The following is a 14,171-nucleotide window of genomic DNA, read 5'->3' as shown; positions in this document are numbered from 1 at the left end:
GTCAAGTATAGATATAGTTTGGAAATTAATAAAAATAACTATAAATGTATATATATAGAACAAGAATTTATCGAGGTAAAGCGTTAAAATGAAAATTTCAAATGAATTAATTGAAACATATTTATCATTAGTTAACGATAAAAATCCAGTTCACAATAAAATTGTTCCAGGTCAATTGGTATGCGAAATCGCATTTTCAGAGCTTAACATTCATTGGGATAACTATAAAATTAAATATCTCAGACCCATTGATATACATGATGATATACGTTTTTTTGTTGAGGATGAAACGAAAATAAAAGTTTCGAATAATTTAGACGGGGTAAAATTAGTAATATTAAGAATTTAGATTAAAAATTATATTTTTAAAGTTTTATTTCCGGTAATCTTAATTAATGAAAGCAATTTCAAATGTCAAAATTAAATATCTGTAAAATGAATAAACTTGAATTATTGAAAATTATTAAACTTGAATTAATTTGACATTAGAGATTAACAACGTATAATTATGTAACATATCACAAGGGAGTGTTATTGAAATGGATTTCGATAAAAATCAAATTAATGTGGTAGACGGTAAAGAAGCGAAAAAAACCGTCGTAGCTACCGGAATCGGTAACGCCATGGAATGGTTTGACTTTGGGGTTTATGCGTACACGACTGCATACATAGGAGCGAATTTCTTCTCTCCAGTACAAAATCCTCAAATACAACAAATATTAACATTTGCAGCTTTAGCCATTGCGTTCTTATTAAGACCTATTGGTGGTATTGTATTTGGTATCATTGGGGATAAATACGGACGTAAAGTTGTATTAACTACTACAATTATTTTAATGGCGCTATCTACGCTAACGATAGGCTTGCTGCCAAATTACGATACTATAGGTTTATGGGCGCCTATATTATTACTACTTGCTACGGTTTTACAAGGTTTCTCAACTGGTGGGGAATATGCCGGCGCTATGACAATATGTTGCTGAATCATCACCAGATAAACGTCGTAATAGTTTAGGAAGTGGACTTGAAATTGGTACGCTTTCAGGTTACATTGCAGCTTCAATTATGATTGCTATACTAAGCTTCTTCCTTAATCACGATCAAATGCAAGCATGGGGTTGGAGAATTCCATTTATTTTAGGTTTATTCTTAGGTTTATTTGGACTTTATTTACGTCGTAAACTTGAAGAATCACCTGTATATGAAAATGATGTTGCGACTACGCCACAAAGAGATAACATTGGATTCTTTACAATTATCCGTTACTACTACAAAGATATTTTAGTTTGTTTCGTAGCGGTAGTATTCTTTAACGTTACAAACTATTCAGTAACGGCATACTTACCAACTTACCTCGGTCAGGTTGTTAAGCTAGATGAAACAACTACGAGTGTACTTATCACATGTGTGATGGCAATGATGATTCCATTAGCTTTAATGTTTGGTAAATTGGCAGACAAAGTTGGTGAGAAAAAAGTATTCTTAATAGGTACAGGCGGTCTTACTTTATTAAGTATCGTGGCGTACAGTTTATTAAGTACTAAATCATTACCTTTAATTATTATTGGTGTATTTATTTTAGGTTTCTTCTTATCAACATATGAAGCCACAATGCCAGGTTCATTACCAACAATGTTCTATACGCATATTAGGTATCGTACATTATCTGTAACATTTAACGTATCTGTTTCTCTATTTGGTGGTACAACACCATTACTTGCTTCTTGGCTAGTAGAGAGAACTGGAAATATTTTAGCACCCGCTTATTATTTAACTGCGATTAGTTTAATCGGATTCTTAGTAATTACATTCTTGCATGTCAGCACTGCAGGTAAGTCTCTTAAAGGTTCTTATCCTAACGTGGACAATGAAAAAGATAGAAAATACTATGAAGATAATCCGAAAAAAGCTTTATGGTGGGTTAAAGAAAGAAAAGAAAAAGAAGATTTCTAAAATTATATTTGAAGGCAAGGCGCCGAGACGCCTTGCCTTTTTCATACAAAAAATTAAAACGCTAATGTTAGCAACGCTCAAAGGTTCTCTCTGAGCTTATTAGGGACAATTTTAGCTAACATTAACGTTTTTTACATATTAAGGTGAGTTTTTTAGGGATGATAGAATGGCTTTAAAAGTCTAAAGAGTTAGGGGACAGAAAACTTTAAAAGCGCATCTGTTTAGGGAATTATTAGAAAACAAATTCTAATTCTCAAATTCTTAATTGGATTTTTGTGCATTGTCTAGGTGTGAAAATAACGTTCTTTGTTTTAATAACTCATTCTCATGTTGTCAACGTCATTTTCTAGTAGAGAGAGCAATTTATAGATTTCAAATTTATTGAAGGTCTCATCACATTTTACTGTAATTGTCTTGAAAGATTTAGTTATGATTTCGTAAATCGGTACTCCATTTTCTATATTTTGCTTGTAGATAATCATGTTGTTCATTTCCTCCTTTGTCTCTCTACACTTTATATAGTAAATGAATTTCCTTAGAAAAACATGGGCCTATGGTATCAACTTTTTATACAACGAACATCGGAGAACAATCTAGGACTTTGTACCTAGAAATTGAGAGAAAATATATATCAAATTTCAATGTGCTCAATCATTGACGTGAAGCTATTTTCTCATAAAAAAGGGAGAGGGACAGAAATATAATTTAGCAAAATTATATTTCTGTCCCACCCCGGCAAGGATGGCTAGGATTAAAAGAAGCTTGATAGAAGCGCACTTTTAATTCAGACATCTACTGCTAATATGTTAAGAAGGCTGAGACAATTAATTATGTCCCAGCCTCTTTTAATTCAGACATCTACTGCTAATATGTTAAGAAGGCTGAGACAATTAATTATGTCCCAGCCTCTTTTAATACGACACGTCTTAAACATTACCTTTAAAAAGTTCTACAAGACGGTGAGGACTATCATCACCAAGACATATATCTAATAGTTCATGTGATTCTTTAGCTTCTTCTTCGCTTCTTGGGAACATTTTTTCTTCGTATTCTTTAATAGCAGTATCAATATCACCGTCATGGTTTGCGATACCTTCAGCTAATTCAGCGCCATCAAGCATAGCCAAGTTAGCACCTTCACCAGATGGTGCCATTAAATGAGCGGCATCACCAATCAGCGTGATACCAGGGCGACGTTCCCAACGGTGTTCATCCGGTAATGCATTAATTTTTCTTGGTGTAATTGTTGACTCGGCTTCTGTGATTAATGCAGTTATCTCTTTTGGCCAACCTTCAAATTCATTAGCAATAGTTTGAGTAGCTTCTTCCTTATTTGAGAAATCGATACGATCAATCCATTCAGAAGCACATTTCATTTGAATATACGTGTGAATGGTACCTCCATACTCACGATGAGCAACAATACCTTTTCTTGGAGATAAAGCAAACATTTGTCCTTGGCCTACAACTTTAGCAGTTTCTGGATATTGATTATCTACATCGTAAAGATATGTTTCTATAAATGTGTAACCAGAGTAGTCTGGCGTAATATCAGTAAGAACTTTACGGACTTTCGACCATGCGCCATCTGCACCTATTAATTTGTCAGTAGTGAGGGACGTATCATCTCTAAAGTAAACTTGATATTGACCCTTTTCCAATTCTTCAACGTGATCGACTTTTTTATTCCATTCTATGGTTTCTTCAGGTAATGAATCGATTAATATTTGTCTTAAATCTCCACGTAATACTTCGGGTCTACCATTATTTTCATTAGCAGGTGCATCTAGGAGGAGTTCTCCGGCTGTATTTAAAATACGTGCAGCATCAGCACCTTCATGAATAATTGATTTAAATTCTTCCATTAAATTTGCTTTTCAAGTGCGACTTGTCCGTTATATTCATGAATATCTAATTGTCCACCTTGTGTGCGTGCATTAGGAGAAGCATCAATTTCGTATACTTTTGATGGGATACCATTGACATATAATACCCTAGCTAGCGTAAGCCCACCAATGCCACCACCAATAATAGTGATAGGTTCTTTAATGTTTGTATGGTTATTTAATTCGCTCATTTTACGCACTCCTTAATGATTTAAGATTCATTCTTTCATAGTTTACGTCGAATTAAGTGAATTTAAACATCAAATCAATAAAGTACCAGTATATAGTTAAAGCTCTAAGATGATTTCTATTTAAAGAAATTGTCTTAGAGCTTTGTATTCATTCAATCAAATTTTTTCAGTTTAGTTACCTTAGAGAGCTATTAAACGAATTGAAGGATTACAAAAGTCATATGACTTTTGCATAAGAAGTACTAGCATTTTTTATAAAAATGCAGTGCTTCTTTAAACCTCGGTAACATCTACGTCGATGTGTTCAATGCGGTTGTAAGCGCCATGGTCAACTGGACCGACGAAGTCATTCATTTTCCAGCCGTTTTTAATTGCTGAAGCAACGAAGGCTTTGGCAGCAATGACAGCCTCTTTTGGAGATTTACCGTTCGCTAAGTAAGCTGTCGTTGCAGCTGCAAACGTACAACCTGCTCCGTGATTATAGCTTTGTTGGAACATGTCAGTCGTTAATTGATAGAACTTTTGACCATCGTAGTATAAGTCGTAAGATTTATCTTGATCTAACGCTTTTCCGCCTTTAATGATGACATGAGGTGTACCTGCATCATAAATCTTTTGAGCAGCTTTTTTCATGTCTTCAATGGAAGTTAATTTTCCTAAGCCTGAAAGTTGACCAGCTTCAAATAAGTTTGGAGTTACAACAGTAGCTTTAGGTAATAAATATTTAATCATGGCGTCAGTATTTCCCGGGTTAAGTACTTCGTCTTCACCTTTACATACCATGACTGGGTCCACTACGAAATATTTCGCACCAGATTCTTCAAATGCTTCGCCAGCACGTTTGATAATTTCTTCCGTACCTAACATTCCCGTTTTAATTGCATCTGGGCCGATAGAAATTGCTGTTTGAAGTTGCTTTTCAAAGACATCCATATCTAGAGGTGTCACATCATGTGACCAAGTTTCTTTATCCATTGTTACGATAGAAGTTAAAGCTACCATTCCATACGTATCTAATTCTTGGAAAGTTTTAAGATCCGCTTGCATACCAGCGCCAGCACTAGTATCAGAACCTGCAATTGTTAATACTTTTTTTAAAGCCATCATCGATTCACTCCCGTTAAATTCTAATATATCTTTAATCATACCACGTTTATCGGGTAAGCTAAATATTTATACTTATTGAAAATGAGGTCCATAAATCAGCATACTAGCCATTTAATTCAGACATCATCAATTTAGAATTAATAGGAAGAAACGTCATTTCGTCTTTAGTTAAAACTTCTTCATTTAATTGAACTTTGAAAAGTTGATTACTGAAGTAAGGCTTAATGTAATAAGCTTTATCTTTACTATCCATCACAAGTTGATATTGCGTGTAATGTGTTTCACCAGCATCAAGTACAGCGCCTTGAGGAATGCTTACAGAATCTAAAATTTTAAAACAATTCATAAGGTTAATATCTTCATCGTCTGCGGATTGAAGATGATGTCTTAAATATGTCGCTCTTACAAAGCGTTCAGTAGAAGTATAACCTCCAGGTAAGCCATTCGTACCAGCTTCACACCCCATTGAACGCACTAAAACTTTTCCTACAAGTTGATTTGCTGATTTTTCAGGTTGTAGAAATGCATAATTTCTTAAATTTTCAACATGCCATTCTAACTTAGGGGCATTTGTTAGCACTTTGACATGATTATCTTTAACGATAAGTAGGCCATTATGAGGTTCAACAGCAACCGTATGACCACTGTTATCTGTGATAATAAAGTGTAATGGGGGAACGACGTTTAAAGTAGTGTTTTTCTCATTCATGATATTAATTGTCTTCACTTTTTGTTTTAACTCATCAACACTTTTAATGAAGCCGAGTACCCATACGATAAATTCTTCGGGAGCTAAATTTAAATATCCGTATCTTCTATGACTACTGTAGGAAGCTTCACCAGTAAAGTAGTGATTGGAGATAGCTACGCCATGTTCATTAATGCCATCCCCGAAACGGTATCGACCAACCTTCAGATTTGTTCCGACGAATCCATATTCAAGACGCATTTCAGACTCTAAGTCAAATTGATAGTTATAATGACGTGGTACAACTGTAGGAATACCATTAAATTCGAATGCGAAATCCATTGTTCTAGCTAAGTAATGATGTTTTTTCTTTGTGAAAAATGAAAAACCAGTACACATATGTCTACGCTCCAAACTTATAGAAAATTAATGATTTAGTAGTACTATAGTCAAAATCACTTAATTTGTAAACTTTTAAAATTAAGTAGTTTACATTAGCTCTGGCATATTATAATAAACATCACCTCTTACGCTTGGATATGTTAAAATATGGCGAGAGGTGAATACGATGAAATGGTCAGAAATTTTTCATGATATAACGTCACGACATGACTTTCAGGCAATGCACGACTTCTTAGAAAAGGAGTATACGACGCAAATTGTATACCCCGATAGAAAGAACATTTACCAAGCATTCGAGTTAACACCGTTTGAAAATATTAAAGTAGTTATACTAGGCCAGGATCCCTATCATGGACCTAATCAAGCACATGGTTTAGCATTTTCAGTGCAACCTAACGCTAAATTTCCACCATCATTAAAAAATATGTATCAGGAACTAGAAGATGATATTGGTTGCCATAGAACTTCACCACATTTACAAGATTGGGCCAGAGAAGGCGTATTATTATTAAATACTGTACTTACAGTGAGACAAGGTGAAGCGCATTCTCATAGAGATATTGGCTGGGAAATATTTACAGATGAAGTCATTGAGGCAGTTTCAAAACATCGCGAAGATGTGGTCTTTATTTTGTGGGGCAAACCAGCACAACAAAAAGAAAAACTTATTGATACATCTAAGCATCTAGTTATTAAATCTCCTCATCCAAGTCCATTATCTGCGTTTAGAGGTTTCTTTGGTTCGAAACCATACTCTAGAACTAATGACTATTTGCAATCTAAAGGCAAAGCACCTATCAATTGGTGCGAAGGTTAAGGTGATTGGCAATGAATAAAGATAAATTGATTCAATTGATCGAACAAGAACTTGTACAAGCGGATGAAGCGCAAACTGAATCTGAATTTGAAAAGCATATGTATGCAATACATACTTTAACTTCTTTATATACCTCAAATGATAGTCAAACTTCATCTCATAATATGAGCCAAACATCTATGAACCATACTTTCTCATCTGCTAATCAGAAAGAAAGTCAGTCAACTTCACATAAGAGTGAAGTGACAGCAGCAGAAATTGAAGCAATGGGTGGAAAAGTGCCTCAATCTATGAAAAATGCACATACTTCAAATTCAAATTTAATGGCAACAGATGACAATATAGGAAATGGCGAATCTATTTTCGATTTTTAATTAAAAAGGAGCACAATTGAAATGATGAAATTATTTATAATTTTAGGTGCACTCAACACGATGATGGCTGTAGGAACAGGAGCATTTGGTGCACATGGTTTAGAGAATAAGTTATCAGAAAAATACATGTCCGTATGGGAAAAAGCGACAATGTACCAAATGTATCATGGTTTAGGACTATTAGTTATTGGTGTCATTAGTGGTACAACAGCAATTAATGTTAATTGGGCAGGCTGGCTAATGTTCTTCGGAATTGTCTTCTTTAGCGGTTCTTTATATATCTTAGCTTTAACTCAAATTCGTATTTTAGGTGCGATTACGCCAATTGGAGGCGTATTGTTTATAGCAGGATGGCTTATGCTCATTATCGCGACATTTAAATTTGCTGGATAAATTATTACTAAGTGCACATTAAAATAGTTAACTTTTAAAACGATTGAAACCCTAAAATTTAACAAAAAATTACAGATTAAAAACTCACCTTTTTGGGTATAGGATACCTTCGAGGTGAGTTTTATTTATGGAAAATAAAAATAAACAAGTAGATAGAGGTGACCTTAAGCAAAACCTATCTGAAAAATTTGTGTGGGCTATCGCTTACGGCTCATGTATAGGATGGGGCGCCTTTATTTTACCTGGAGATTGGATTAAACAATCAGGTCCGATTGCATCCTCAATAGGTATTGTTATTGGGGCACTATTAATGATTTTAATTGCTGTCAGCTATGGTGCCTTAGTTGAGAAATTTCCAGTTTCAGGTGGCGCATTTGCTTTTAGTTTCTTAAGTTTTGGGAGATATGTAAGTTTCTTCTCGTCATGGTTTTTAACGTTTGGGTATGTCTGTGTCGTAGCACTTAATGCAACGGCGTTTAGTTTATTAATCAAATTCTTATTACCTAACGTATTAAATAATGGGAAGCTTTATACTGTTGCAGGTTGGGATGTCTACATAACTGAAATTATTATAGCTACAGTACTATTATTAATCTTTATGTTTGTAGCTATTAGAGGTGCAAGTGTCTCAGGTTCACTACAATATTATTTCTGTGTAGCGATGGTTATCGTTGTGTTACTTATGTTCTTTGGCTCTTTCTTTGGTAACAACTTCGAAATCAGTAATTTACAGCCTTTAGCTAATTCTGATAAAGGATGGTTTAAGTCTATTATTATGATTGTCGCCATTGCACCATGGGCATATGTAGGCTTTGATAATATTCCACAAACAGCTGAAGAATTTGATTTCGCACCAAACAAAACATTTAAATTAATCGTTTATAGTTTACTTGCAGCATCATTAACTTACGTTGTGATGTTACTTTATACAGGTTGGTTAGGTACGCATACGAAAAGTTTAAATGGTAACTTATGGTTAACTGGAGCAGTAACTCAAGAAGCCTTTGGTTATATTGGCCTTGGTGTGTTAGCTATTGCGATTGCGATGGGTATCTTTACAGGTTTAAACGGCTTCTTAATGAGTTCAAGTCGTCTGTTATTCTCTATGGGACGTTCAGGAATTATGCCTACAGTATTCAGTAAATTGCATAGTAAATATAAGACGCCATATGTAGCAATCATTTTCTTAGTGGCAGTAGCATTAGTAGCGCCTTGGTTAGGGCGTAATGCATTAAATTGGATTGTTAACATGTCGTCAACTGGTGTCTCTATTGCATACTTTATTACTTGTCTATCAGCAGCGAAATTATTTAGTTATGATAAACAAAGTAATACGTATGCACCGATATATAAAACATTTGCAATAATTGGTTCAATCGTCTCATTCATTTTCTTAGGATTATTACTTATCCCTGGATCTCCAGCATCACTTCCAGGACCATCTTATATTGCATTGGCTATTTGGTTAGTCATTGGATTAGTATTTTTCTTTATACGTTATCCAAAACTTAAGAGAATGGATAATGACGAACTCAGTCGACTTATTCTTAATCGCTCTGAAAATGAAGTCGAAGACATGATTGATGAACCTAATAAATAGATTAAAAAATACTTTTATGCGTTATTTAAAAAGTGGAGTGCTAGGACAAAATCCATAGCCTCCACTTTATTTATGTCTTATAATCTTTTTCGAGTACGGTCGAAACCTGAAATAACAATTTTTGAAATTTGATCTGCAAATAATAAGCCTAACGCAATGGCTCCAGCTATTAGCGTGACTTCAAGCATTGTATTAATCGCAGTACTGAAATGAAGTAACACTAAATTTTTAGTTGCATCATAAGCCAGACCACCTGGTACTAATGGAATGATACCGGTCACCATAAAGATAATCACAGGCTCTCTCATGTGTCTAGCCATATAGTGACTTAACAAGCCTAAAGCTAAGCTACCAAAGAAGCTTGAATAAATCGTATGAACTTCTAATCCATCAAAGAAAAGAATATAAACCATCCAACCGCAAGCACCTACAAAGCCACATGATAAATATAACTTTCTTGGTGCATCAAATATCACACAGAAAAAGAGTGAGGCGAGAAAGCTAAATATGAAGTTGAATATCCAAAACATTTCTAACCGCCTCCTAAACTAAAATTAAAACGGAACTTACGCCCGCACCGATACCAAATGAAGTGACTAAAGCTTCTAAAGATTTAGTTGTAAACATCAACATATGCCCACCAAATAAATCTTGAATGGCATTTGTAATCAATACACCAGGTACAATCGGCATCACTGCAGCAATAATAATTGTTGCCAGATCTCCGCTTGGTACAAGGGCATGTCCTAAAACGGCAATGATACCAATAACAAGCGAACCTAGAAATTCCGGTATAAATTGTGCATGTAATTTACGGTCTAAAATTTCAACAACAAGATAACCAATACTTCCAGCAAGTAAGGCTGTAGCAATATCAATAAGACGTCCCCCTTGTAAATACAGAAAACTTACCGCGATAATCGCTGCTGCTATACCTTTAAAGGGAAGACTGCTGTCTCTCTTAGCTACATATATTTCTTCTAATTTCTTCTTTGCATCTTCAAGACTGATAGAGCCATGAGTAATTTGTCTTGAAATCTCGTTAGCCTGTGAAATTTTAATTAAATTTGTATCGCGAGATTTAATTCTATATAAACGCGGATAGGACTCATTATGTAGGGTAAATTGAATTACAGTATTTGTTACAAAGCTATTACTTTCAGAATAACCCAGCTTCATAGCAATACGTGACATAGTATCTTCTACTCTAGTACCTTCAGCACCAGATTCTAATAATATACGTGCAGCTAACATGACCACGTCCTTGATGAGACTTTCATGCGCTGTTTCATTTGAATTTATAGTCATGACATCACCAAATTTTTAAAATATTATGAATTTAATTATTATTATAGTAGAAGTAATTTGAAAAGACCACAACCAGCGTTTGACGGCACAAGTTTGAAGGGAGCTTGTGAGAAGGATAAATGAAGAGTTGGGAAAGTATAATTAATTTATTAAAATAGCATTATTTTTAAACTAATAATGAATTTATACCGAAAGAGTGTACTATTATCATTTTAATATGTTTCAAATATTTCAAAATGGTTAATGAAATATTAGTTAACGATTACAAAGGATATATTGGGTAGCGACTGTATATTCTCTAAAGTTAACTTAATACGTAGTAATGGTTAAAGTTCTCCCAAGGATACTACTAGGAAGCACACTTCGAGTTCTCCGGAGTGTGTTTCTTTTTTTGAAAAAGATTTTTCTTACAATCTGTTATGTTAAATATGCTCTGTAGATAAGTTAAGGGAGTGGGGCTGAAATATAATTTAGGAAAATTAATTTCGTTGTCCCACTCCCTAGTCAAACATTATATATTGAAAAATTTATTAAAGTCTTCTGTATTTAAAATATGGCCTACATAGAAACTACCGAATTCGCCATAACGTGCAGTTGTTTCATCGAAGCGCATTTCGTATACGATTTTCTTGAATTGTAATACATCATCAGAGAAAAGTGTTACGCCCCATTCAAAATCATCGAAACCAACAGATCCAGTAATGAATTGTTTGATTTTACCAGCGTATTTACGACCAATCATACCATGGTTATACATTAATTTTTTACGGTCTTCGATAGGTAACATATACCAGTTATATGTTTCATTACGGCGTTTATCCATTGGATAGAAACAAATATATTCTGAATGTGGAAGTTCAGGATATAATCTTGCTTTTACGTGTGGATTTTCATACGGGTCTTCGTCAGATTTGCCTGCTAAATAATTACTTAATTCAATCACTGAAACATATGAATACGTAGGGATTAAATAATCGGCAATACGCAATTTATTGAATTCATTTTCAATGGTATTTAAATCTTTCATTTCAGGGCGTAAAAACCATAATAATAAATCTGCTTTTTGTCCTGTAATATTATAAATTGCATGATCGCCAGTATGTGAATCTCTAGCGCTCGTTTTATCTTCAACAAATGATTTCAATTCAGAAATCATAGATTCTCGTTCTTCTTCTGGAACTAAACGGAAAGTTGTCCAATCCATTGCATAAAATAAATGCAAACTATACCAACCGTCTAAAGTTTCAGCTGCTTCACTCATATTTATCGCTCCTTATATCTAAATTCTTAGCCAATTCAAATTAAATTTTATCATAAAAAAACAACGAACTCCTAAGTAAATGATTACAATTAGGTGAAATGGAATTCTACTACAAAATGACGTATAATCTGAGATGTAAACGTTATTATGAATGTGAATTGAGGAGGACATTATGGCTGATTTATTAAATGTTTTACAAGACAAGCTATCTGGAAAAAATGTAAAAATTGTATTACCTGAAGGTGAAGATGAAAGAATTTTAACGGCAGCAACACAATTACAGGAAAGAGATTATGTTTCACCTATTGTCTTAGGTAATGTGAACAAAATTAAATCTTTAGCAGAAGAAAAATCTCTTGATATAGCTAATATTGAAATGATTGATCCTTCTTCAAGTGATTTAAAACCTGAGCTTGTAGATGCGTTTGTTGAACGCAGAAAAGGAAAAGCGACTAAAGAACAAGCAGAGGAATTACTGGAAAATGTGAATTACTTCGGTACAATGCTTGTTTACACTGGCAAAGCAGCTGGATTAGTAAGTGGTGCTGCGCATTCAACTGGTGACACAGTACGTCCAGCTTTACAAATTATCAAAACAAAACCGGGCGTCTCTAAAACTTCTGGTATTTTCTTCATGATTAAAGATGATGAACAATATATCTTTGGTGATTGTGCGATTAATCCTGAACTAGATGCGCAAGGACTAGCAGAAATTGCAGTTGAAAGTGCTAAGTCTGCACAAAGTTTTGGGATGGAACCTAAAGTAGCGATGTTAAGTTTCTCTACGAAAGGCTCAGCAAAATCTGATGACGTAACTAAAGTTCAAGATGCATTAAAATTAGCACAAGAAAAAGTTGAAGCTGATAACATTGAGAATGTCGTTATTGATGGAGAGTTTCAATTTGATGCAGCCATCTTACCAAGTGTTGCTGAAAAGAAAGCACCCGGTGCAAAAATCCAAGGCGATGCCAATGTGTTTATCTTCCCTAGTTTAGAAGCGGGTAACATTGGTTATAAAATTGCGCAACGTTTAGGTGGTTATGACGCTGTGGGACCTGTACTTCAAGGTTTAAACTCACCAGTTAATGATTTATCTCGTGGTTGCTCAATAGAAGATGTGTATAACTTATCTATTATTACTGCAGCTCAATCACTACAATAATGGACTTATCAAGTAAATATTTTAATCAAATCGACTGGCGTTATGTAGACCATTCGAGTGGTCTAGAGCCAATGCAATCTTTTGCATTTGATGATACGTTCTCAGAGAGTGTAGGTAAAGATTTATCGTGTAACGTTGTGCGTACTTGGATTCACCAACATACCGTTATTTTAGGTATACATGACTCCCGTTTACCGTTCTTAAGCTATGGAATCCGTTACCTTACTAATGAAGCAGGCTACAATGCGATTGTGCGAAATTCAGGCGGACTTGGCGTCGTATTAGATCAAGGTGTGCTGAATATTTCGCTTATATTCAAAGGACAAACTGAAACGACGATAGACGAGGCATTCACTGTCATGTACCTTCTTATCTGCAAAATGTTTGAAGATGAAGATGTAGAGATATCTACTCATGAAATAGAGCGTTCCTATTGTCCCGGCAAGTTTGACCTAAGCATTGATGGTAAGAAATTCGCCGGTATATCCCAAAGACGTGTTCGTGGTGGCATTGCGGTACAAATTTACTTATGTGTTGAAGGTTCAGGCTCTGACCGTGCTAGCATGATGCGAGAATTTTATCAACATGCGCTGAAAGGTGAAACGACCAAGTTTCATTTTCCTAATATTGATCCTTCATGCATGGCTTCACTCGAAACACTTTTAAATAGAGAAATTAAAGTTCAGGATGTCATGTTCTTACTTTTATACGCTCTAAAAGATTTAGGTGCTCGTCTGAATATGGATCCTGTCACTGATGATGAATGGCAACGCTATGAAGGATATTTTGAGAAAATGATCGAACGTAATGCGAAGATGCATCAAAAATTAGACTTATAAAGTAAGAGCATATGTATCAATAAATAGATGAGTAAGTTAAATAGCGAGGTTGGGATATATTGATTATCTCAGCCTCTTTTAACATATTTGAAGTATGTGTTTGAATTAAATGCGAATATATCAATCTTCTTTCAAGCCAAACCAAGGTGGGGGCCATGCCACAGAAAACAATTTTGCTAAATTATATTTC

The 14,171-nt window shown here is 34.6% G+C and carries 14 protein-coding genes and 2 pseudogenes; 9 read left to right on the top strand and 7 right to left on the bottom strand.

Features of this window, described 5'->3' with window-relative positions:
* The 3 genes and pseudogenes from CD155_RS13325 to CD155_RS10170 form a co-directional block, all read left to right on the top strand.
* On the top strand, positions 1-87 hold an 87-nt coding region (locus CD155_RS13325; protein ID WP_506511160.1), incomplete at its 5' end, for a VraC family protein.
* 1 nt (position 88) lies between these two features.
* Complete coding sequence (locus CD155_RS10175) at positions 89-349, top strand: hypothetical protein (protein ID WP_103213257.1); 261 nt, start codon at positions 89-91, stop codon at positions 347-349.
* A 190-nt stretch (positions 350-539) separates the two neighbouring features.
* Positions 540-1,953, top strand: a pseudogene (locus tag CD155_RS10170) (MFS transporter).
* 311 nt (positions 1,954-2,264) lie between these two features.
* Here CD155_RS10170 and vraX read toward each other — a convergent pair.
* From vraX to CD155_RS10155, 4 genes and pseudogenes are all read right to left on the bottom strand, one after another.
* Entirely contained in the window at positions 2,265-2,435 is a 171-nt protein-coding gene (vraX, locus tag CD155_RS12970) for a C1q-binding complement inhibitor VraX (protein ID WP_002441175.1), read from the bottom strand.
* A gap of 444 nt (positions 2,436-2,879) precedes the next feature.
* Positions 2,880-4,030: pseudogene (locus CD155_RS10165) on the bottom strand (FAD-dependent oxidoreductase).
* 273 nt (positions 4,031-4,303) lie between these two features.
* A complete protein-coding gene (thiD, locus tag CD155_RS10160; RefSeq protein WP_103213258.1) occupies positions 4,304-5,134 on the bottom strand; it encodes a bifunctional hydroxymethylpyrimidine kinase/phosphomethylpyrimidine kinase in 831 nt (276 codons plus the stop codon).
* Between the two features lie 106 nt (positions 5,135-5,240).
* Positions 5,241-6,224, bottom strand: a complete 984-nt coding sequence (locus CD155_RS10155; protein ID WP_103213256.1) for a choloylglycine hydrolase family protein — start codon at positions 6,222-6,224, stop codon at positions 5,241-5,243.
* A gap of 169 nt (positions 6,225-6,393) precedes the next feature.
* Here CD155_RS10155 and CD155_RS10150 point away from each other — a divergent pair, with 169 nt between their 5' ends.
* The 4 genes from CD155_RS10150 (at position 6,394) to CD155_RS10135 (ending at position 9,411) form a co-directional block, all read left to right on the top strand.
* Positions 6,394-7,044 (top strand): uracil-DNA glycosylase, encoded by a 651-nt coding sequence (locus CD155_RS10150; protein WP_002441181.1) that lies wholly within the window; start codon positions 6,394-6,396, stop codon positions 7,042-7,044.
* A gap of 11 nt (positions 7,045-7,055) precedes the next feature.
* Positions 7,056-7,418: a DUF5327 family protein gene (locus tag CD155_RS10145; RefSeq protein WP_103213255.1), complete on the top strand. Its 363-nt coding sequence runs from the start codon at positions 7,056-7,058 to the stop codon at positions 7,416-7,418.
* A gap of 24 nt (positions 7,419-7,442) precedes the next feature.
* Entirely contained in the window at positions 7,443-7,811 is a 369-nt protein-coding gene (locus CD155_RS10140) for a DUF423 domain-containing protein (protein WP_002441185.1), read from the top strand.
* Positions 7,812-7,938: 127 nt separating this feature from the next.
* On the top strand, positions 7,939-9,411 hold the full coding sequence (locus tag CD155_RS10135; RefSeq protein ID WP_070832786.1) for an APC family permease: 1,473 nt from the start codon (positions 7,939-7,941) through the stop codon (positions 9,409-9,411).
* 77 nt (positions 9,412-9,488) lie between these two features.
* Here the strand turns inward: CD155_RS10135 and CD155_RS10130 are convergent, their stop codons facing one another.
* The 3 genes from CD155_RS10130 to hemQ all read right to left on the bottom strand — a co-directional run bounded on the left by CD155_RS10130 (position 9,489) and on the right by hemQ (position 11,980).
* Positions 9,489-9,941: a threonine/serine exporter family protein gene (locus tag CD155_RS10130; RefSeq protein ID WP_002441189.1), complete on the bottom strand. Its 453-nt coding sequence runs from the start codon at positions 9,939-9,941 to the stop codon at positions 9,489-9,491.
* A 13-nt stretch (positions 9,942-9,954) separates the two neighbouring features.
* Complete coding sequence (locus CD155_RS10125) at positions 9,955-10,719, bottom strand: threonine/serine exporter family protein (RefSeq protein WP_103213254.1); 765 nt, start codon at positions 10,717-10,719, stop codon at positions 9,955-9,957.
* 511 nt (positions 10,720-11,230) lie between these two features.
* Positions 11,231-11,980: a hydrogen peroxide-dependent heme synthase gene (hemQ, locus tag CD155_RS10120; protein ID WP_103213253.1), complete on the bottom strand. Its 750-nt coding sequence runs from the start codon at positions 11,978-11,980 to the stop codon at positions 11,231-11,233.
* A gap of 172 nt (positions 11,981-12,152) precedes the next feature.
* On the opposite strand from hemQ, the gene pta reads away from it, so the two are divergent.
* Together pta and CD155_RS10110 are read left to right on the top strand one after the other, a co-directional pair.
* Positions 12,153-13,142, top strand: coding sequence for a phosphate acetyltransferase (gene pta / locus CD155_RS10115; protein ID WP_103213252.1), 990 nt, complete (start codon positions 12,153-12,155; stop codon positions 13,140-13,142).
* The gene (locus CD155_RS10110) at positions 13,142-13,981 is read left to right on the top strand and encodes a lipoate--protein ligase family protein (protein WP_103213251.1); all 840 of its coding nucleotides are present in this window, start codon (positions 13,142-13,144) and stop codon (positions 13,979-13,981) included. The genes pta and CD155_RS10110 overlap by 1 nt, the downstream gene beginning before the upstream one ends.
* Positions 13,982-14,171: the final 190 nt, after the last annotated feature.

The sequence above is a fragment of the Staphylococcus caprae genome (genome assembly GCF_002902725.1).
Classification (GTDB): Bacteria; Bacillota; Bacilli; order Staphylococcales; family Staphylococcaceae; genus Staphylococcus; species Staphylococcus caprae.
Note: the sequence above shows the minus strand (reverse complement) of the source record. Positions and strands in the feature narration are given on the sequence as shown.

Coding starts and splice junctions, on each gene's coding strand:
- CD155_RS10175 (WP_103213257.1), top strand. CDS start 89: ATGAAAATTTCAAATGAATTAATTGAAACATATTTATCATTAGTTAAC.
- vraX (WP_002441175.1), bottom strand. CDS start 2,435: ATGATTATCTACAAGCAAAATATAGAAAATGGAGTACCGATTTACGAA.
- thiD (WP_103213258.1), bottom strand. CDS start 5,134: ATGGCTTTAAAAAAAGTATTAACAATTGCAGGTTCTGATACTAGTGCT.
- CD155_RS10155 (WP_103213256.1), bottom strand. CDS start 6,224: ATGTGTACTGGTTTTTCATTTTTCACAAAGAAAAAACATCATTACTTA.
- CD155_RS10150 (WP_002441181.1), top strand. CDS start 6,394: ATGAAATGGTCAGAAATTTTTCATGATATAACGTCACGACATGACTTT.
- CD155_RS10145 (WP_103213255.1), top strand. CDS start 7,056: ATGAATAAAGATAAATTGATTCAATTGATCGAACAAGAACTTGTACAA.
- CD155_RS10140 (WP_002441185.1), top strand. CDS start 7,443: ATGAAATTATTTATAATTTTAGGTGCACTCAACACGATGATGGCTGTA.
- CD155_RS10135 (WP_070832786.1), top strand. CDS start 7,939: ATGGAAAATAAAAATAAACAAGTAGATAGAGGTGACCTTAAGCAAAAC.
- CD155_RS10130 (WP_002441189.1), bottom strand. CDS start 9,941: ATGTTTTGGATATTCAACTTCATATTTAGCTTTCTCGCCTCACTCTTT.
- CD155_RS10125 (WP_103213254.1), bottom strand. CDS start 10,719: ATGACTATAAATTCAAATGAAACAGCGCATGAAAGTCTCATCAAGGAC.
- hemQ (WP_103213253.1), bottom strand. CDS start 11,980: ATGAGTGAAGCAGCTGAAACTTTAGACGGTTGGTATAGTTTGCATTTA.
- pta (WP_103213252.1), top strand. CDS start 12,153: ATGGCTGATTTATTAAATGTTTTACAAGACAAGCTATCTGGAAAAAAT.
- CD155_RS10110 (WP_103213251.1), top strand. CDS start 13,142: ATGGACTTATCAAGTAAATATTTTAATCAAATCGACTGGCGTTATGTA.